Annotated in this window: 19 protein-coding genes; 10 read left to right on the top strand and 9 right to left on the bottom strand. The window is 68.0% G+C overall.

The annotated features are described in order from the left end of the window. The 8 genes from HTA01S_RS11700 to HTA01S_RS11665 all read left to right on the top strand — a co-directional run bounded on the left by HTA01S_RS11700 (nt 1) and on the right by HTA01S_RS11665 (nt 8,466). Nucleotides 1-306 (top strand): NIPSNAP family protein, encoded by a 306-nt coding sequence (locus tag HTA01S_RS11700; RefSeq protein ID WP_068171308.1) that lies wholly within the window; start codon nt 1-3, stop codon nt 304-306. A gap of 31 nt (nt 307-337) precedes the next feature. Then, complete coding sequence (locus tag HTA01S_RS11695) at nt 338-1,627, top strand: multifunctional CCA addition/repair protein (RefSeq protein WP_068171305.1); 1,290 nt, start codon at nt 338-340, stop codon at nt 1,625-1,627. Between the two features lie 125 nt (nt 1,628-1,752). Beyond that, on the top strand, nt 1,753-2,478 hold the full coding sequence (otsB, locus tag HTA01S_RS11690) for a trehalose-phosphatase (RefSeq protein ID WP_068171302.1): 726 nt from the start codon (nt 1,753-1,755) through the stop codon (nt 2,476-2,478). Next, on the top strand, nt 2,475-4,310 hold the full coding sequence (locus tag HTA01S_RS11685) for a glycoside hydrolase family 15 protein (protein ID WP_084236045.1): 1,836 nt from the start codon (nt 2,475-2,477) through the stop codon (nt 4,308-4,310). The genes otsB and HTA01S_RS11685 overlap by 4 nt, the downstream gene beginning before the upstream one ends. 118 nt (nt 4,311-4,428) lie before the next feature. Then, on the top strand, nt 4,429-5,811 hold the full coding sequence (gene otsA / locus HTA01S_RS11680; RefSeq protein WP_068171299.1) for an alpha,alpha-trehalose-phosphate synthase (UDP-forming): 1,383 nt from the start codon (nt 4,429-4,431) through the stop codon (nt 5,809-5,811). A 60-nt stretch (nt 5,812-5,871) separates the two neighbouring features. Beyond that, entirely contained in the window at nt 5,872-6,282 is a 411-nt protein-coding gene (locus HTA01S_RS11675; protein ID WP_157572070.1) for a hypothetical protein, read from the top strand. 97 nt (nt 6,283-6,379) lie between these two features. Beyond that, nucleotides 6,380-7,087 (top strand): response regulator transcription factor, encoded by a 708-nt coding sequence (locus HTA01S_RS11670; RefSeq protein WP_068171293.1) that lies wholly within the window; start codon nt 6,380-6,382, stop codon nt 7,085-7,087. Nucleotides 7,088-7,101: 14 nt separating this feature from the next. Beyond that, nucleotides 7,102-8,466: a sensor histidine kinase gene (locus HTA01S_RS11665; protein ID WP_068171292.1), complete on the top strand. Its 1,365-nt coding sequence runs from the start codon at nt 7,102-7,104 to the stop codon at nt 8,464-8,466. A gap of 70 nt (nt 8,467-8,536) precedes the next feature. Here HTA01S_RS11665 and HTA01S_RS11660 read toward each other — a convergent pair whose 3' ends face one another. From HTA01S_RS11660 to HTA01S_RS11620, 9 genes are all read right to left on the bottom strand, one after another. Then, nucleotides 8,537-9,631: an ABC transporter ATP-binding protein gene (locus HTA01S_RS11660; protein WP_068171287.1), complete on the bottom strand. Its 1,095-nt coding sequence runs from the start codon at nt 9,629-9,631 to the stop codon at nt 8,537-8,539. 7 nt (nt 9,632-9,638) lie between these two features. Continuing rightward, on the bottom strand, nt 9,639-10,499 hold the full coding sequence (locus HTA01S_RS11655) for a carbohydrate ABC transporter permease (protein WP_068171284.1): 861 nt from the start codon (nt 10,497-10,499) through the stop codon (nt 9,639-9,641). Between the two features lie 117 nt (nt 10,500-10,616). Further along, nucleotides 10,617-11,495, bottom strand: a complete 879-nt coding sequence (locus tag HTA01S_RS11650; protein WP_068171282.1) for a carbohydrate ABC transporter permease — start codon at nt 11,493-11,495, stop codon at nt 10,617-10,619. 63 nt (nt 11,496-11,558) lie between these two features. Then, on the bottom strand, nt 11,559-12,809 hold the full coding sequence (locus HTA01S_RS11645) for an ABC transporter substrate-binding protein (protein ID WP_068171826.1): 1,251 nt from the start codon (nt 12,807-12,809) through the stop codon (nt 11,559-11,561). Between the two features lie 149 nt (nt 12,810-12,958). Next, entirely contained in the window at nt 12,959-13,945 is a 987-nt protein-coding gene (glk, locus tag HTA01S_RS11640) for a glucokinase (protein WP_068171277.1), read from the bottom strand. A gap of 146 nt (nt 13,946-14,091) precedes the next feature. After that, entirely contained in the window at nt 14,092-14,535 is a 444-nt protein-coding gene (gene trxC / locus HTA01S_RS11635) for a thioredoxin TrxC (protein WP_068171275.1), read from the bottom strand. A gap of 81 nt (nt 14,536-14,616) precedes the next feature. Beyond that, the gene (locus HTA01S_RS11630) at nt 14,617-16,053 is read right to left on the bottom strand and encodes a serine/threonine protein kinase (RefSeq protein WP_068171270.1); all 1,437 of its coding nucleotides are present in this window, start codon (nt 16,051-16,053) and stop codon (nt 14,617-14,619) included. Nucleotides 16,054-16,206: 153 nt separating this feature from the next. After that, entirely contained in the window at nt 16,207-16,401 is a 195-nt protein-coding gene (locus tag HTA01S_RS11625; protein ID WP_068171266.1) for a DUF2905 domain-containing protein, read from the bottom strand. Between the two features lie 13 nt (nt 16,402-16,414). Beyond that, nucleotides 16,415-17,566, bottom strand: coding sequence for a class I SAM-dependent methyltransferase (locus HTA01S_RS11620; protein ID WP_068171261.1), 1,152 nt, complete (start codon nt 17,564-17,566; stop codon nt 16,415-16,417). Between the two features lie 26 nt (nt 17,567-17,592). On the opposite strand from HTA01S_RS11620, the gene HTA01S_RS11615 reads away from it, so the two are divergent. Together HTA01S_RS11615 and HTA01S_RS11610 are read left to right on the top strand one after the other, a co-directional pair. Then, on the top strand, nt 17,593-18,390 hold the full coding sequence (locus tag HTA01S_RS11615) for an SDR family oxidoreductase (protein WP_068171257.1): 798 nt from the start codon (nt 17,593-17,595) through the stop codon (nt 18,388-18,390). Nucleotides 18,391-18,417: 27 nt separating this feature from the next. After that, a complete protein-coding gene (locus HTA01S_RS11610) occupies nt 18,418-18,801 on the top strand; it encodes a dihydroneopterin aldolase (RefSeq protein WP_068171254.1) in 384 nt (127 codons plus the stop codon). Nucleotides 18,802-18,809 lie beyond the last annotated feature (8 nt).

Genomic DNA, 18,809 nt, shown 5'->3' with positions numbered 1-18,809 from the left:
ATGATCACCTGCTATCTGCGCTACGTCATCGACCCCGCCAAGCTCAAGGAATTCGAGCACTACGGCAAGCTCTGGATTCCGCTCGTCGAAAAATTCGGCGGGCAACACCATGGCTATTTCCTGCCCTCGGAGGGCGCGAACAACGTCGCGCTGGCCCTGTTCAGCTTCCCCAGCCTGGCCCTCTACGAAAGCTACCGCTCCCGCTCCTTCGAAGACCCGGACTGCCAAGCTGCGTTCCGCTACGCCGAGGAAACGCGCTGCATCCTCAGCTACGAACGCAGCTTCTTCAGGCCCGTGTTCGAGTAGGGCCCCGGCCGGCGCCTCTACACTTGGCGCCATGGAGATCTACCTTGTGGGCGGGGCGGTGCGCGACGCCCTGATGAGCCCGCACAGCGCCGCGTCCGAGCCGTCCCACGTGGACCGCGACTGGGTCGTGGTCGGCGCCACGCCCGAGGCCATGGTGCAACAGGGCTTCCTGCCCGTGGGGCGCGACTTCCCGGTGTTCCTGCACCCTCAGACGCGCGAGGAATACGCGCTCGCCCGCACCGAACGCAAGACCGCTCCGGGCTACCGCGGCTTTGCCTTCCACGCCGAACCGGGCGTCACGCTCGAAGACGATCTGGCGCGGCGCGACCTGACGATCAACGCCATGGCGGTGGCCCAGGCCGAGGCGGACGACCCACCCCGCGCCCGGCTGATCGACCCCTATGGTGGCCAGCGCGACCTGCGCGATCGGGTGCTGCGCCACGTCACCGCGTCGTTCGCCGAGGACCCGGTGCGCATCCTGCGGCTGGCGCGCTTCGCGGCGCGTTTTCCCGACTTCTCGGTGGCCCCCGAGACCCTGGCCCTGATGCGCCAGATGGTGGACCACGGCGAGGTGGACCACCTGGTGGCCGAACGCGTGTGGCAGGAACTCGCGCGCGGCCTCATGGAGCAGCGGCCCAGCCGCATGTTCGAGGTGCTGCGCGAATGCGGTGCGCTGGTGCGCCTGCTGCCCGAGGTGGAACGGCTCTGGGGCGTGCCGCAGCGCGCCGACTACCACCCCGAGATCGACACCGGTGTGCACCTGATGATGGTGCTGGACATGAGCGCGCGCCTGGGCGCCACGCTGCCCGTGCGTTTTGCCTGCCTGTGCCACGACCTGGGCAAGGGCACGACACCGGCCGACGTGTTGCCGCGCCACATCGACCACGAAGCGCGCAGCGCGGAGTTGCTCAAGGGGGTGTGCGAGCGCCTGCGTGTGCCGGTGGAATGCCGGGAGCTGGCCGACGTGGTGGCCCGCGAACATGGCCACCTGCACCGCAGCCTGGACCTGGGCCCGGCGGCCCGGGTGCGCCTGCTGGAGCGCTGCGACGCGTTTCGCAAACCGGCCCGGTTCGAAGACATCGTGCTGGCCTGCGAATGCGACGCGCGCGGCCGGCTGGGCCATTTCGACGACGCCTACCCGCAGCGCGAATGGCTGCTCACGGCCCTGGCCGCGGCCCGCGCGGTGAGCACATCGGCCATCGCCGCCCACGCCCAGTCGCTGGGGCACTCGGGCCCGCAGGTCGGAGCGCTGATCCACCAGGCGCGGGTGGCGGCGGTGGCCGCGGCCAACGGGGACGCGGCCACCGCCGCACCGGCCTGAGAGCGCGGCACCCGCGGCGTCAAGTCCTGCGCCAGTCCCGCACCCCGGCGGTGGGGCAAAACGCGCGACATTTGTCACACCCCGCCCGGGTCTGGTACGGTCGGCGGGTGATCAACACCTTACCCATGCTGCTGACCACCCGGTCGGCCCTGTTTCTGGATTTCGACGGCACGCTTGCCGAACTGGCCCCCCGCCCCGACGCGGTGGTGGTCACCCGCGAGCTGCTGGACCTGCTGGAACGGCTGCGCGAGCAGCTCGATGGCGCCCTGGCGCTGGTGACCGGGCGCGCCCAGGCCGACATCGAGCCCCTGATCGCGCCGCTGCACCTGCCCGCGGCCTTCGAGCACGGCGCGGTGCGCCGCTCAGCCTCGGGCATCACCACGCGGGCGCACAGCCCCGAACTCGGCCCCGCGCTGGCCGTGGCGCAGGCCCTGGCGGCGCGTCATTCGGGCCTGCTGGTGGAACACAAACTCACCGCCCTGGCCCTGCACTTCCGGGCCGCACCGCATCTGGAAGCCGAATGCACCGCCGCCATGAGCGCGGCGATCCGGCACGACCCGGGCCTGCAGCTGCTGCGCGGCAAGGCCGTGGTGGAGGTCAAGTCCGCCAGCGTCGGCAAGGGCCTGGCCATCGCCGCGTTCATGGCCGAGCCGCCGTTCGCTGGCCGGCTGCCGCTGTTCGTGGGCGACGACGTGACCGATGAACCCGGTTTCGAGACGGTGCAGCGGCTGGGTGGCGCGGGCATCAAGGTGGGCAGCGGTGATACTTGCGCCCTGCACCGCATCGCCCACCCGCAGGCGCTGCAGCGCTGGTTGTCCGACACCGCCGAAACCCTCCTCGCCACCTCATGAGCACCGACACCCCAACAACCCCTCCCAACGGCGACTGCTTCGGCGCGCCCGCCCCCTCATCCCTCTCGCTGGGCGTGGTGGGCAACTGCGCCTTCAGCGCCTTGATCGACCCGCACGGGCGCGTGGTCTGGAGCTGCCTGCCCCGCTTCGACGGCGATCCCGTGTTCCACGCGCTGCTCGGCGGCGAGGAGCCGGCCGGGGCGTTCGCGATCGAACTGGAGCACCTGACCGAAGCGCGCCAGCGCTACGAGCCCAACACCGCGGTGCTGGTCACCGAGCTCTGGGATCGCAACGGCCAGGGCATCTCCATCACCGACTTCGCGCCCCGCTTCCTCTCGCGCGGGCGCTATTTCCGCCCCACCATGCTGGTGCGCCGCGTGCGCGTGCTCAAGGGCGCGCCCCGCATCCGCGTGAGCCTGGCGCCGCGCTTCAACTGGGGCGCCCAGGAGCCCGTCATCACCTCGGGCAGCAACCACATCCGCTACGTGGGTGAACAGCAGACCCTGCGGCTGCACACCGACGCCTCGGTATCCCACGTGCTGAGCCGCCAGCCGTTCCTGCTCACGCGCGAACTCAACTTCCTGTTCGGCCCCGACGAAACCCTGGAGGGCGGCATCGGCGACACGGCGCGGCACTTCGAACAGGAAACCCTGTCCTACTGGCGCGGCTGGAGCCAGCGCCTGGCGCTGCCGCTGGAGTGGCAGGACGCGGTGATCCGCGCGGCCATCACGCTCAAGCTCTCGATGTTCGAGGACACCGGCGCCATCGTCGCGGCCATGACCACCAGCATCCCGGAAGCACCGGGCACGCAGCGCAACTGGGACTACCGCTATTGCTGGCTGCGCGACGCGTTCTTCGTGGTGCGTGCGCTCAACAGCCTGTCCGAGGTCGGCACCATGGAAGACTACCTGGGCTGGTTGTCCAACGTGGTGGTGGGCGCCAACGGGGGCCATGTGCAGCCGCTGTTCGGCATCGGGCTGGAGCGCGAACTGACCGAGCGCATCTGCGAACGGCTACCGGGCTACCGGGGCATGGGCCCGGTGCGCGTGGGCAACCAGGCGTTCGAGCATTTCCAGCACGACGTGTACGGCAACATCGTGCTCGGCGCGGCCCAGGCGTTTCACGACCGGCGCCTGCTCAATCCGGCCGGTCTGGCCGAGTTCGAGCGGCTCGAAACGGTCGGTGAAAAGGCGGTCCGCATCTTCGACCAGCCCGACGCCGGCATGTGGGAACTGCGCACACGGGCCCGCGTACACACCTCCTCGGCGCTGATGTGCTGGGCGGCCTGCGACCGCCTGTCCAAGATCGCGCACACCCTGCAGCAGGCCGAGCGCGCCGCCTACTGGCAGAAACACGCCGAAGGCATGCGCGCGCGCATCCTGCGCGAATCCTGGAGCGAAGAGCGACAGGCCTTTGCCGAGAGCTTCGGCGGGCGCGACCTCGACGCCAGCGTGCTGCTGATGGCCGAAGTGGGTTTCATCGACCCGAGCGACCCGCGCTTCATCGCCACCCTCGACGCGCTGGAAAAACACCTGTGTGACGGCCCCTACATGCGGCGCTACGAAGCGGCCGACGATTTCGGCAAGCCCGAGACCGCGTTCAACATCTGCACCTTCTGGCGCATCGATGCGCTCGCGCGCATCGGCCGCGTGGAAGAAGCGCGCGCCATTTTCGAGACCATGCTCAAGGCACGCAACCCGCTGGGCATCCTCTCGGAAGACACCCACGCCACCACCGGCGAGATGTGGGGCAACTACCCGCAGACCTATTCCATGGTGGGCATCATCAACGCGGCCGTGCGCCTTTCGGCGGCCTGGGACACGGTGATATGACGCCCCCCCCGCAGCGCCAGCGGCGCTTACCCCCCGGGGGACAACACCTGCGGCCCGGCAAAGCCGGTTCCGCGGTGTTCTGGGCTGGCGTTGCCTCCATCGTTGCGGGTCGCGACTGATGGGCCGCCTCGTCGTCGTCTCCAACCGCGTCGCCGATCCGCGCAAGACCGCGTCGGGCGGGCTGGCGGTGGCGCTGGGCCAGGCGCTGGAGGCCTCGGGCGGTCTGTGGTTCGGCTGGAGCGGCAAGGTGGTGGAGAACGGCACGCCGGGCGAAGGCGATCTGCACCGGCAAACCGCCGGCAATGTGCAGCTGGTCACCGTGGACCTGAGCCGCGAAGACCACGACAGCTACTACCTGGGCTACAGCAACGGTGTGCTCTGGCCGGTGTTCCACTACCGGCTCGACCTGGCCGATTTCGACGCCGGCTTCATCGGCGGCTACCGGCGTGTCAACCAGATGTTCGCGCGCAAGCTGGCGGCCCTGCTGCGGCCCGACGACGTGATCTGGGTACACGACTACCACCTGATCCCGCTGGCGGCCGAACTGCGCAACATGGGCTGCCAGCAGCGCATGGGTTTCTTCCTGCACATTCCCCTACCGCCGCCCCTGATCCTGGCGGCCGTGCCCGAGCACGACTGGCTGATGCGCTCGCTCTTCGCCTACGACCTGGTTGGTTTCCAGAGCGACGCGGACGTGGCGCATTTCTCGCGCTACGTCGGCACCGAGACCTCGGCCGACATCCTGGGCGAACACGAGTTCCGGGCCTTTGGCAAGACCCTGCAGGTGCAGTCCTTCCCGATCGGCATCGACGTGGACGAGTTCATCGCGCTGGGCCAGGCCCGCGAAGCGCAGGACATGTACAACCAGATCCGCGACGAATACTCGCGCCGCCGCCTGCTGCTCGGGGTGGAACGCATGGACTATTCCAAGGGCCTGCCGCAGCGGCTCAAGGCGTTTCGCCAGTTGCTGCAGAACTACCCGGAGAACCTGGGCAGCGCCACGCTGATCCAGATCGCCGCGCCCAGCCGCGAGTCGGTCGACGCCTACGCCGCGCTGCGCCAGGAGCTGGAAAGCCTGTGCGGCGCGATCAACGGCAACTTCGGCGAACTCGACTGGATGCCGGTGCGCTACATCCACCGCAGCGTGGCGCGCAAGCGCCTGCCCGGCCTGTACCGCGCGGCCAGCGTGGCGCTGGTCACGCCGCTGCGCGACGGCATGAACCTGGTGGCCAAGGAATTCATCGCCGCGCAGGACCCGGAAGATCCCGGCGTGCTCGTGCTCTCGCGCTTTGCCGGCGCGGCCGAGCAGATGCGCGATGCCCTGCTCGTCAACCCCTACGACACCACGCGCACCGCCGAGACCATCCAGCGCGCGCTGCAGATGCCGCTGGAAGAGCGCCAGCACCGCCACCAGGCGCTGCTGCAGAACATCCGCGAACACGACGTGCACTGGTGGCGCCACCGCTTCCTGAGCGCGCTCGCCGCCGTCCCGGGGGGCTGAGCACCCCTGGCGGATCGGGGCCGGCTGTGCCACCATGTGGCGCTCAGCCCGCCCCTCGCCATGGCCGCCCGCAACCCGCTCAACCGACCCCTCGCCGAGGGCATCGCGCGCGTGGGTTTTCGCCAGTGGTACGCCCGCGAGCTGCTCAGCAGCCACGCCCACATGGCGCTGGCCCTGTTCGCGGCGGTGGCGCTGATCGCCAGCTTCGAGGCCTTCCACGGCGCCAGCGCGGGCGAAAAACTGCTCAACACCGCCTTCGTGCTGGTGAGCGCGGGCATCACCCTGTGGGCGCTGCGGCGCTACCTGTACCTGCTCATGCACGCCGAAGAAATGGCCAACCAGGCCAACTGCCCGCAGTGCAAGGCCTATGGCCAGTTGCGCCTGCAGGACAGTGTTCAGGAACCCCGTGCCCGCCTGGTGCCGGTGTGCTGCAAGCGCTGCGAGTTCTGCTGGAGCATTGAGGAGGCATGAGATGAGTGCCCCCTTGCGTTCCGCGCCCATCGGGCGCGGCCCGGGGCTCCGCCGCTGCGCAGGTCGCTGCCCCTGCAAGCCCGGCTAAACTGGCTGGATGGCACACCTACTGATTGTTGAAGACGACGAACTGCTGCGCGATGCGTTGAGCGCCCAGCTGATGCAAGCGGGACACCGCATCACCACCGCGCAAGATGGCAATGCAGCACTGCAGGTGCTGCAGTCGACGGCTTTTGAGGGCGTGGTGCTCGATCTGGGGCTGCCCCATGTCGACGGCCTGACGGTCCTGCGCCGCCTGCGTGAGCGCCTGCCCGCCCTGCCGGTGCTGATCCTCACCGCGCGCGACGGCATCGAGGACCGGGTCGAGGGCCTCAATGCCGGCGCCGACGACTACCTGACCAAACCCTTCAACCGCGACGAACTGCTGGCCCGCCTGCAGTCCATGCTGCGCCGCGCCAGCCTGCCCGCGTTCGGCCCGCCCAGCCCCGCGCCAGTCTCGGAATCCGGCGTCGGCAATCTGCGGATCGACCCCCTACTGCCGCGCGCCTGGCTGGGCAGCGAGGCGATCGATCTGACCCAGCGCGAATGGGTGCTGCTCGATCTGCTGGTGCGCCACAGCGGGCGGGTGGTCAGCCGCGAAGACGTGCTGGCCGCCTGGCAGTCCGAACCCAACGAGGCGGGCGGGGTGGCTTCGAACGCGCTGGAGGTGTACGTGCACCGGCTGCGCCGCAAGCTCGCGAACGCGCCCCTGATCATCCGCAACATCCGCGGCCTGGGCTACATGCTGGAGGCGGCCTACGCCTGAGTGCAGGGCCTGTCATGGGTGAACCGTCCCGCCTCTCGCTGCGCCGCCAGCTGCTGCTGTGGCTGCTGCTGCCCCAGCTGGTGCTCTGGGCGGGCGGGGGTCTGCTGGCGTACCGCTTCGCGCTGACCTACGCCGAAAAAGGCATCGACCAGTCGCTCACCCAGTCGGTGCGGGCGCTGGCACGCCAGGTCAAGCCCATCGGTTCGGGGCTGCTGATCGACTTCCCGCGCGCCGCGCAGGATGTGCTGGAGCAGGACCCGAAGGACCGCATCAGCTACATGGTGTCGTCGCCGCCGGGCCGGTTCCTCCTGGGCAACCAGCACCTGCCACCGCCGCCCACGGCGCCGAGCGGCGAAAACGAGCCGCTGTTCTACGACGGCCTGCTCGAAGGCAAACCCCTGCGCATCGTCGCGCTGGACGTGAGCTACGGCGCCGAGGACGACCGCCAGACCCTGCGCGTGCAGGTGGCCAAGGGCACGGCGCTGCAGCAGCGCATCGCCAGCGAGCTGGTGGCCGACATGCTCGCGCCGCTGCTGGCCCTGGGCGTGCTGCTGAGCATGCTGGTGTACGCGGGCATCCAGCGTGGCCTGACGCCACTGACCAAACTCACCGCTCAGTTGGAAAACCGTTCGGTCAACGCGCTTTCGCCGATCTGCATGACCCAGGCCCCGAGCGAGGTGCATGGGCTGGTGCAGGCCATCAACGGGCTGCTCGACGAGGTGGCGCGCAGCGTGCACCAGGAAAAGCGCTTCATCAACGACGCCGCCCACCAGCTGCGCACGCCGCTGGCCGGACTGATCAGCCAGGTGGAGCTGGCCCAGCGCGACACCAGCGACCCCGTGCTCCTGGAGCGACTTAGGAAGGTACACACCGGCGCCGAACGCAGCGCGCGCCTGGTACACCAGCTGCTGACGCTGGCGCGCACCGAAACCCAGGCCCGCCACGAACCGCTGGACCTGGCCGCGCTGACGCGCGAGGTGGCGCGCGAGTGGACCCCGCGCGCCCTGGCCGCCGGCATGGACCTGGGCTACGAGGGGGAAGAGCACCTGCGCATCGAAGGCGACGATCTGCAACTGCGCGAGGCCCTGAGCAACCTGATCGACAACGCGCTGCGCTACACGCCGCGCGGCAGCACGATCACGCTGCGCGTGGACCGCAGGCCAGACGGAGCGCGGCTGGCGGTGGAAGACAACGGCCCAGGGCTCAAACCCGAGGACCTGGCCCATGTGTTCCAGCGCTTCTGGCGCGGCAGCGAGCTGCCTGGCGGCTGCGGCCTGGGCCTGGCCATCGTGCAGGAGATCGCCCACCGCCATGGGGGCGAGGCGCGGGTTGAGCTGTTGCAGCCGCAGGGGCTGCGGATCGAGTTGCGGCTGGGTTGAGCGGAGCGTCGAGGGAAGAGCCCTCTCGCCTGCCCCCTCCCAGAGGGAGAGGGCGATGAATTCCCGAGGATCAGGACGCGTGGTGCCCGTCCATCTCCTTCAGGCGCAGGCCGGAGGCCTGATCGAACCAGTTGTTGTGGCGGCCGCTCACCGTCATGCCGGCGGTCTCGCCGAGCTGGATCTTGGTGTTGGCCGGTGCGCGCACCGTCATCAGACCCACCGCGGTTTTCACCACCACGTAGGTGTCGGCCCCAGTGGGCTCGACCAGCACCACCTCGCCGCGCCAGGGCGCGTCGTTGCTCAGGTGGATGTGTTCGGGGCGCTGGCCCAACGTCACCTGCTGCACGTCCGGGCACGGCAGGTCCAGCGAGCCGCCTTCGAACACGAACTTGCCGTTGTCGCCCGAGCGCTCCACTTTGCCGGGAATGAAGTTCATGGTGGGTGAGCCGATGAAGCCCGCCACGTAGGTGTTGGCCGGGCGGCGGTAGATCTCGTCGGGTGTGTCGATCTGCTGCAGGATGCCGTCTTTCATCACGGCGATGCGGCTGCCCAGGGTCATGGCCTCGATCTGGTCGTGCGTCACGTACACGGTGGTGATGCCGCTCACGTGGTGCAGGCGCTTGATCTCGGCGCGCATCTCCACGCGCAGCTTGGCATCCAGATTGGACAGCGGCTCGTCGAACAGGAACAGCTGCGGGTCGCGCGCCAGGGCCCGGCCCATGGCCACGCGCTGGCGCTGGCCACCGGAGAGTTGCGACGGCCGGCGGTCCAGCAGGTGCTCGATCTGCAGCAGCACGGCCACTTCCTGGATGCGTTTCTTGCGCACCTCCACCGGCACCTTGCGCATCTCCAGCGCGAAGCCGATGTTGTCGGCCACCGTCATGGTGGGGTAGAGCGCGTAGCTCTGGAACACCATGGCGATGTCGCGCTGGGCCGGCGCCATGCCGATCACGTTCTTGCCCGCGATCAGCAGTTCGCCTTCGGACGGTTCTTCCAGGCCGGCAATGATGTTGAGCAGGGTGGACTTGCCGCAGCCCGAGGGGCCGACCAGGATCAGGAACTCACCGGGCGCCACGTCGATGTCGATGCGCTTGAGCACCTCGACCGCCTTGTCGCCTTTGCCGAAAACCTTGCGGATGCCCGCGATGTGCAATGAAGAAGCCATGGGTTTTTTATCCTTTCACAGCGCCGGCTGTGAGACCTTTCAGAAAGTACTGTCCCGCGAGCACATACACCAGCATGGTGGGCAGGCCGGCGATGATGGCGGCGGCCATGTCCACGTTGTAGCTTTTCACGCTGCTGGTGGTGTTGGCCATGTTGTTCAGGCCCACGGTGATGGGTTTGCTGTCGGCGCCGCTGAAGGCCACGCCGAACAGGAAGTCGTTCCAGATGTTGGTGAACTGCCAGATCAGGGTGACCATCATGATCGGCGTGGACATGGGCACCACGATGCGCCAGAAGATGCGCCAGAAGCCCGCGCCGTCGATGCGCGCGGCGTTCACCAGCTCGCGCGGAATGGCGGTGTAGTAGTTGCGGAAGAACAGCGTGGTGCCGGCCACGCCGGCCAGGCAGTGCACCAGCACCAGCCCGCCGATGGAGCTGGACAGGCCCAGGTAGCCCAGCACCTGGCTCATGGGCAGCAGCACCACCTGGAACGGCATGAAGACGCCGAACAGCATGAAGCCGAACAGCACGTCGCTGCCCTTGAACTTCCACATGCTCAGCACGTAGCCGTTGATGGCGCCCCAGGCGGTGGAAATCAGCACGGCCGGCACGGCCATGGCGACCGAGTTCCAGAAGTAGGGTTGCAGGCCACGGCAGTCCACGCCGGTGCAGGCGGTGGACCAGGCGAGCTGCCACGACTCGAAATTCAGGCCGGTGGGCAGGCTCAGCAGGTTGCCGGATCGGATCTGGTCGGCGTCCTTGAACGACGTGACGATCATCACGTAGAGCGGCGCCAGGAAGAACAGCGCGGCCACCAGCAGCACACCGTAGACGATGATCCGCCCGAAAGAGAATGGTTTGGCAGTCATATGGAGCACCCGGAGAGAAGGGCTTGATCAAGAGCACCCGTGGAACTGGCTTTGCCAGGCCACTGGGTGCGTCCCCCCACCGGGGGGAAGACGCGAAGCGGCGCAGGGGGGGCGTTCTTACCTGTCATGGGGTTTGCTCCGCAGTTCGCTGTAGAGATAGGGCACGACGATGGCCGCCACGGTCGCCAGCATCATGGTGGCGCTGGCCGCGCCCAGGCCGATCTGGCCGCGCGTGAAGCTCATCGTGTACATGAAGGTGGCCGGCACATCGGTGGCGTAGCCGGGGCCGCCGCCGGTGAGCGCCATCACGAGGTCGAAGCTCTTGATGGACAGGTGCGAGAGCACCAGGATGGTGGAGAACACCACCGGCCGCATGATGGGCAGGATGATGCGCCAGTAGATCCGGGGCAGCGCGGCGCCGTCGATCTGCGCGGCCTTGATGATGCTGTCGTCGATGCCGCGCAGGCCGGCGAGGAACAGGGCCATGGCAAAACCGGCCGACTGCCAGATGCCCGCGATCACCACGCAGTAGATGGCGTAGTCGGACTGCACCAGCCAGTCGAACGTGAAGCTGGTCCAGCCCAGGTCGTGCATGAGCTTTTCCAGCCCGAGGCTGGGGTTCAGAATCCATTTCCAGGCCGTGCCGGTCACGATGAACGACAGCGCCATGGGGTACAGGAACACGGTGCGCAACACGCCTTCGGCACGCACCTTCTGGTCCAGGAAGATGGCCAGCACCATGCCCAGGGCCATCGAGCCGCCCACGTAGAGCACGCTGAAGATGCCCAGGTTCATGAGCGCCACGTACCAGCGGTCCATGTCCCAGAGCTGGACGTACTGCTCCAGCCCGACGAAGTTGTCGTAGTTGGGCAGCATGCGCGATCCGGTCAGCGAGAGCACGCCGTTCCAGATCATGAAGCCGTAGATGAACGCGAAGCCGAGCACGAAGCCCGGCGCGATCACCAGCTTGGGCAGCAGATTTTCAACAGTTTTCATGGGGTTCATCCAAAAATAACCCCATCCACCAGGGATGGGGTTATCGGGTCTGCCAGCGGATGCTTACTTGGTCGCGGCGGCTTTGGCGATGGTCTTCACGCCATCGGCCACCGAGATCTTGTCGTCGTTCCAGAACTGGCTCACGGCGTCCTTGATGGCGCCTTCGGCCGCCGGGCTCACGGCCATGCCGTGCGCGATGGACGGCACCAGGCCGCCACCGGCCGCGGTGGCCACGAAGTCCTTGCTGGAGAGCTTGGCGCAGTCATCGAACTTGTCCATCTTCATGTTCAGGCGAACCGGGATCGAACCCTTGTTCAGGTTGAACACTTCCTGGAACTCTGGTCCCATGATGGCGGCGGCCAGGTCGCCCTGGGCCTTCTGGGCGCTGGCGTCCTTCAGCTTGAACATGGCGAAGGAGTCCACGTTGAAGGTGTAGGCGTTGGCGGTGCCGGGAGCGGCGGCGCAGATGTAGTCCTTGCCCGGCACCTTGCCGGCGGCGGTGAACTCGCCCTTGGCCCAGTCACCCATGAACTGGAAAGCCGCCTTTTCCTGGATCACCATGGCCGTGGCCAGGTTCCAGTCGCGGCCCGGGGCGGCGGCGTCGGTGTAGCCCTTGATCTTGCGGAAGGTTTCGAGCGACTTGCTCATGGTCGGGCTAGTCAGGGCCTTCTGGTCCAGCTTGACCAGCGCGTCCTGGTAGAACTTGGCGCCACCCACGCCCAGCACCACCGATTCGAAGGTGGTGAAGTCCTGCCAGTTCTGGCCGCCGTGCGCCACAGCAATCAGGCCGGCCTTCTTGACCTTCTCGGCGGCGGCGAAGAACTCGTCCCAGGTCTTGGGGGCGCCGCTCACGCCGGCTTTCTTCAGCACGGCGGCGTTGGCCCACATCCAGTTCACGCGGTGCACGTTCACCGGTGCGGCCACGTAGTTGCCCTTGTACTTCATGACGTCGGCCACGACCTTGGGCAGCAGGCTGTCCCACTTCTCGGCCTGGGCCACAGAGTCGAGGTTGGCCAGCACGCCTTCGTTGGCCCATTCCTGAATGCCAGGGCCCTTGATCTGGGCGGCGGCCGGCGGGTTGCCCGCCACCACACGGCTCTTGAGCACGGTCATGGCCGCGTCGCCGCCACCACCGGCCACGGCGAAGTCTTTCCAGGTGTGGCCCTTGCTCTGCATGATCTTCTTCAGCTCGCCCACCGACTTGGCTTCACCACCCGAGGTCCACCAGTGCAGGACTTCCACCTCACCCGCGTAAGCGGCCGAGCCCACCATGACCAAAGCAACAGCGGTAGCAAGTTTCGAGAGTTTCAACATCATGACTCCATAAAAAAGGTCGCCGCAGCCACAGGGGACCGCAAGCGATATTCAATCTGGATTGACACCATGCCAATCCAGATATGTTAATTTTTCATTAATAAATGTATCTGTTCAAGGGGGGGAAAACCCGACGTAGCGAAAAAAAGTCAACCCAGCGCGTCCAGTGCCCGTGCCGCGCCCATCAGCGCGGGCGACCGGGCGGACGTGATCACCCACACGGGCAGCTCGGCCAGGTAGCTTTTGAACCGGCCTTTGGTCTCAAAACGCTCGCGAAACGGTGAGCCGTCGAACCAGGTGCCCAGACGCGGCACGATGCCGCCGCCCACGTACACCCCACCGCGCGCGCCCAGCGTGAGGGCCAGGTTGCCCGCCACCGAGCCAAGCATGGCGCAGAAGATGTTGAGCGCCTCCAGCGCCTGGGGCTGGCCGTTCTTCAGGGCAGCGTCGCTCACGTCGGCGGCCCCCACCACGCTGCCGATGTCCACCCCGTCGGCCTCGCACAGAAGCAGGTAGGTGTCCAGCAGGCCCTGGCCACTGGTGACCCGCTCGGCCGAGGCATGGCCGTAGCGGTGGATCAGACCGTCCATCACCAGCCGCTCGCGCGCGGTGGTGGCCGGCAGCGTCACGTGACCGCCCTCGCCTTCCAGCGGCACCCAGCCCGTACGCCCCACGGGCAGCAGGCCCGAAACCCCCAGGCCGGTACCCGCGCCCACCAGCCCGATGGCGGCCCGCGGCTGCGCCTGGCCCCCGCCCACCTGGCGCAGCTCGGCCGCGGGCAGGTCGGGCAGCGCCAGCGCGAGCGCGGTGAAGTCGTTGAGCAGGCGCAGGGTGTGAAAGCCGAACTCGGCCTTCACCGCCGACTGCGAAAACGACCAATGGTGGTTGGTCATGCGGATGTGGTCGCCGGTGATCGGGTTGGCGATGGCGATCGCCACAGCGTACGGCGTGCCGCGCCCCAGGTCGTCCAGGTAGACGCGGATCGCGTCCTGCAGGCGGGCGTGTTCGGCGCAGGGCAAGACGCGCACGTCGGTGATGGGCTCGCCCGGCCCGGCCTGCCACGCGAAACGGGCGTTGGTGCCGCCCACGTCGGCGAGCAGTCGGGCGTGGTGAAGTCCGGTAGTCTGGTTTGGCATCTGATCTGACCCACAAAGTCCGTCCCGAACAGTACCCCATGACCGCCCGGCAAAGGAAGCGGATTATGCCGGACATGTAACTCAGTTACATGGATGCCAATACGGGGAGAACGGCCCGGCCCGCCGCCGCCCCCTCGCGCCCGCGGTCAGACGCGCTGTGAACGCGCCCAGCGCACGATGTCGGCCGCGCCCATGGCGCCGGGCTGGCGCGCCACCTCGCGGCCGTTCATGAACAGCGCCAGCGTGGGGATGCTGCGGATGTTGAAACGCGCCGCCAGGGCTTGGGCCTCTTCGGTATTCACTTTCGCCAGGCGCATGCCGGGCTCCAGCTGCTGAGCGGCCTGCTCAAACGCCGGCGCCATCATGCGGCAGGGGCCGCACCAGGGCGCCCAGAAATCCACCAGCACCGGCACCTGCGAGCGCGCGATGTGTTTCTCGAACGCCGCTTCGTCCAGCGCCACCGGGTGGCCGGTGAACAGCGGCCGGTGGCATTTGCCGCAGTCGGGCGCGGCCGAGAGGTTGGCGCTGGCGATGCGGTTGGTGGTGTGGCAGTGGGGGCAGACGATGTGCAGGGATTCGGTGGTGGACATGGATGGACCTCGTGAGCGTTGGGCGCCAGATGCAGGCCTCATCCATGGATTTCAAGACACTCCACGGGGTATATGCACGCCTCAGCGAAACCGGGCACACACCGCGTGGCCGCGGTAGCGGGCGGTTTCGCATTGCTTCCAAAGACAGCGTTCGCGCTGGAAGATGCCCAGATGGGTGCAAGGCTCGCTGGGCTGCGCCGGCTTGGTCAGCGGCTTGCTCTCCAGCAGGGAAGGCAAGGGCTCCGCGGCGGGAGACACCTCGTCCCGGACCGCGACGACCTTCTTCGGTGCCGGCTCGGTGGCCCTGTCGGTCGGTCCCACCGGAAGCCCGGGCAGCCCGACCACACCGATGGCGAGCACCAGCAGCAGGCCCACTCGGCGCGAACGCCACCCCATGGGGACCCGCTCCCAGAACCGCAGGGTTCTGCCGCGCAACGGCTGCGTGCGCTCGAAGCCAGACGGCGCCCCGGCCGGGTCCGAGAAAAAGGCCTGCGCCGTGTCCGTGAGACCGACGTCGATCGGCACGGGCACAGAACGGGGCAACGGGCCGGAACCCACCTTGCCGGCCAGGTCTGCCGGCCCCACCGTGGCCAGCAATTCCGCCAGACTGGAATGGCTGTCTGCGGCGACCCAGTCACGCAGTTCCGAAGGTTCGCCGGGTGCGGGCCCCTCCGCGCCCTGCGTCGCCTCGGCACCGGCCGCGGCCAATGCCTGGCGCAAATGGGCCACCGTTGGGAACCGCAGCGACCGGTCTTTTTGCAAAGCCTGCTGCACAACCCGGTCCAGCCCATCGGTCACCTCTGGCGACAGGTCCGAGGCCCTGGGCGTGACCTGGTTCAGGATGTTCTGGGTGATCTCGACAAACTGCGCCCCGCCAAACGGCGGACGGCCGGTCAGCAGCTCAAACAGCAGAACGCCGCAGGCGAAGACATCACAACGCCCGTCCAGCGGCTCTCCCCGGAGCTGTTCGGGCGCCATGTAGCGGGGCGTGCCGATCAATTGCCCATCGACCCAGGTGGCCTGTGCGCCATCCAGGTCGAGCATCTTGGCGATGCCGAAGTCGGTGAGTTTCACGTTTCCCTGGTGATCCACCAGGATGTTCTCCGGCTTGATGTCCCGGTGCAGCACATGGTGCTCGTGCGCGTGTTCCAGCGCCGCCAGGACCCCGTCGACCAGGTGCAAGACCCCCGGCACTGAAAAGCGGACACCGTGGTTCAGGCACTGGCGCAGGTTCAGCCCGTGGACGCATTCCATCACCATGTAGGCGCCCTGGTCGCTTCGCCCCACGTCGTGGACGGCCACGATGCCGGGATGGCGCAAGCGGGCGGCCGAGCGCGACTCGACCACGAAACGCCGTTCCTGCGCTTGCACGGCCTCCACCGACAAGCCCGACGAGCGCAGGGTCTTGATGGCAACCACCCGCCCCAGGTCCGGGTCGTAGGCCCGCACCACCACACCCATGGCGCCTTCGCCCAGGGTGTCAAGAACAAGGTACCGGCCAATCTGTGCGGACGACATGGGGGAAAGAACGCTCAAGTGCAGGGGTGAATTACACCGCAAGCCGGCTGGCCCCGAAGAAGCAAAACGGGTGCCTGGAGTCGGGCCGAGCGCTCAACTGCCACAAAAGTCACGCACAGCCGCCGGCCATGAAGTGGTCCCGGCCCCAGCCTCTCAGAGGATCTGGCTGACCAGGCTGGCCACGAAGCTCAGCAGAATGGTGGTGGTGATGGGCAGGAACCACTCGCGCCCGAAAGCCTTGAAACGCAAGTCGCCCGGCAGCTTGCCGAAACCCAGCTTCTGCAGCAGCGGCGTGAACCAGCTGATCAGCAGCAGGGCCAGGAAAATGACGATCATCCAGCGGATCATGGCAAGGTCCTGTTCACAAACGGTGTGTGCGGTCACCCGCGCTGAAACCGAGTGGTTGCCAGCCTTGCGCACTGGCCGCCGGCGCCAGCGCGATCACCTTGAACAGCTCGCCCATCTCGTGCTCGTTCACGAGTTTGCCCAGCATGGCGTTTTCGCGCGCGCCGGCGTCTTTCGCCACCTCCAGCAGGCCGGCGTTGATCAGGAAGCGGCCCTGGCTGGTGTAGCCCAGCACGCTCATGCCGGCGTCCTGCGCGGCCAGCGCGATGCCGGTGAAGTTCACGTGCGCGGTGATGTCCTTGTCGCCCACGTCGGCCAGCGGGTCGTCGTCGCTCTGGTGCGCGCGGTGGCAGATCAGCGTGCCCATGTGGCGCTGCGGGTGGTAGTACTCGGCTTCGGGGAAGCCGTAGTCGATGAAAAACGCCGCGCCGCGTTGCAGCCTGTCGGCCAGCGTGCGGATGAAGGCCTCGGCCTGCGGGTGGATCTCGGTCAGGTAGTCGTGCGGGCCTTCGATGTCCAGCGGCGGGCGCAGATCGGTGGGGCGCTCGGCCCAGACCAGCGCGCCGCCCTCGCCCTGCGCCACGCCGCGCTCGTGCCAGACACCGCCGGTCTGCCCGCCCACGCGGTGCAACAGCTGCACCGGCATGGCGTCGAGCACCTCGTTACCCAGCACCACACCCTCGAACGCTTCAGGCAACTGGTCGGCCCAATGCACACGGTCGGCATGCCGGGCCAGGGTCTGGCGCTGGCGTTCGCGCAGGCTGCCCGAGAGATCGACGATGGTGTAGCGCCGAGGCGGCCGGCCCATGGCGGCGAGCGCGTCCAGCACCTGCAGCGCCAGCGCGCCGGTGCCGGCGCCGAACTCCCACAGCTCGTCGGTTCCGGTCGCCGTCAGCGCCTGCGCCACCTGGCGCGCCAGCGTGTGGCCAAACAGCGGCGTGAGCTCGGGCGCGGTCACGAAGTCGCTGCCCTGCCCCGCCACGCCCGCCGGCATCTGGCCGAACTTGGGGTTCTGGTTGGCGTAATAGCCCAGCCCCGGCTCGTACAGCGCCATGGCCATGAAGCGGTCAAACGGCAGCCAGCCGCCCGACGCGCGGATGGCCTCGCGCAGGCGCTCCCGCAGGGCGCTCGTTAAACTTGTCGGCTCGCTCACAGATTCGGTGTTCACCCGCCCATTATCCGAGACGGTCCGACATGCCCAGCCCCTCCCCCACCGAACCCACCGCCCCCCGCACTGTGCTGATCACCGGCGCGGGCCGGCGCCTGGGCCGCGAGATCGCGCTCACGTTGGCGCGCGGTGGCTGGAACGTGGCGGTGCACCACCGGCTGTCGGTGGACGAAGCGCGGCAGACCGCCGCCGACTGCGACGCGCTCAGCGGCCGCGCCGGCAGCGCCCAGCCCGTGTATGCCGACCTCGGAGACGAGGCCAGCGTGCGCGCCCTGCTGCCGACCGTGGTGGCGCGTTTCGGCCGGGTGGACGCGGTAGTGAACAACGCCTCGCTGTTCGAACACGACAGCGCGCAGACCTTCGGCTTCGCCGCCATGGACCAACACCTGCACACCAACACCGGGGCGGCCGTGCTGCTGGCGCAGGCGCTGCATGCGCACCTGCTGACCGCGGGCGACGCACGCGAGGGCGCTGTGGTCAACCTGCTGGACCAGAAGCTCTGGAACCAGAACCCCGACTTCTTCAGCTACACACTCTCCAAGGCCGCGCTCGAAGCCGCCACCACCATGCTGGCGCTGGCGCTGGCGCCGCGCGTGCGGGTGGTCGGCGTGGCGCCCGGACTCACGCTCACCAGCCACCTGCTGAGCGAGGAGAAGTTCGCCGAGCTGCACCGCCAGTCGCCGCTGGGCCGCTCGTCCACCCCGCAGGACGTGGCCACCACCGTGGCCTTTGCCCTGAACAACCGATCCATCACCGGCACCACGCTGCTGGTCGACGGTGGCCAGCATCTGATGCGCTTCGAGCGCGATTTTTCGCTGATGTGACGTGACCGGCCACAGGCCCCATCCAAGATGAACACACCCCTTGCGCCCCAAGCCGGCACCCAGATCCTGGCCCTCACCGGCCTGCGTTTCGACGCCAATCTGGGCATCCTGGACCACGAGAAGACGGCGCCGCAGCCGATCCAGGTGGACGCCGAGCTCAACCAGGGCACCCAGCCGCTGCTGCCGCACGACGACGACATCGGCCACGTGCTGGACTACCGCAAGGTGCGCCAGATCATCATCGACGAGTGCACCGCCGAACACGTGAACCTGCTGGAGAGCCTGATCGGCAAGCTCACGCGCCGGCTCATGCTGTTGCCGGGCGTGATCGGCGTGCGCGTGAAGATCGCGAAGCTGGAAATCTTTGACGACTGTGAGGTCGCGATCCGCATGGAAAGCGGGCAGTGGTGAACGGGTAG

The sequence above is a fragment of the Hydrogenophaga taeniospiralis CCUG 15921 genome (assembly GCF_001592305.1).
Classification (GTDB): domain Bacteria; phylum Pseudomonadota; class Gammaproteobacteria; order Burkholderiales; family Burkholderiaceae_C; genus Hydrogenophaga; species Hydrogenophaga taeniospiralis.
Note: the sequence above shows the minus strand (reverse complement) of the source record. Positions and strands in the feature narration are given on the sequence as shown.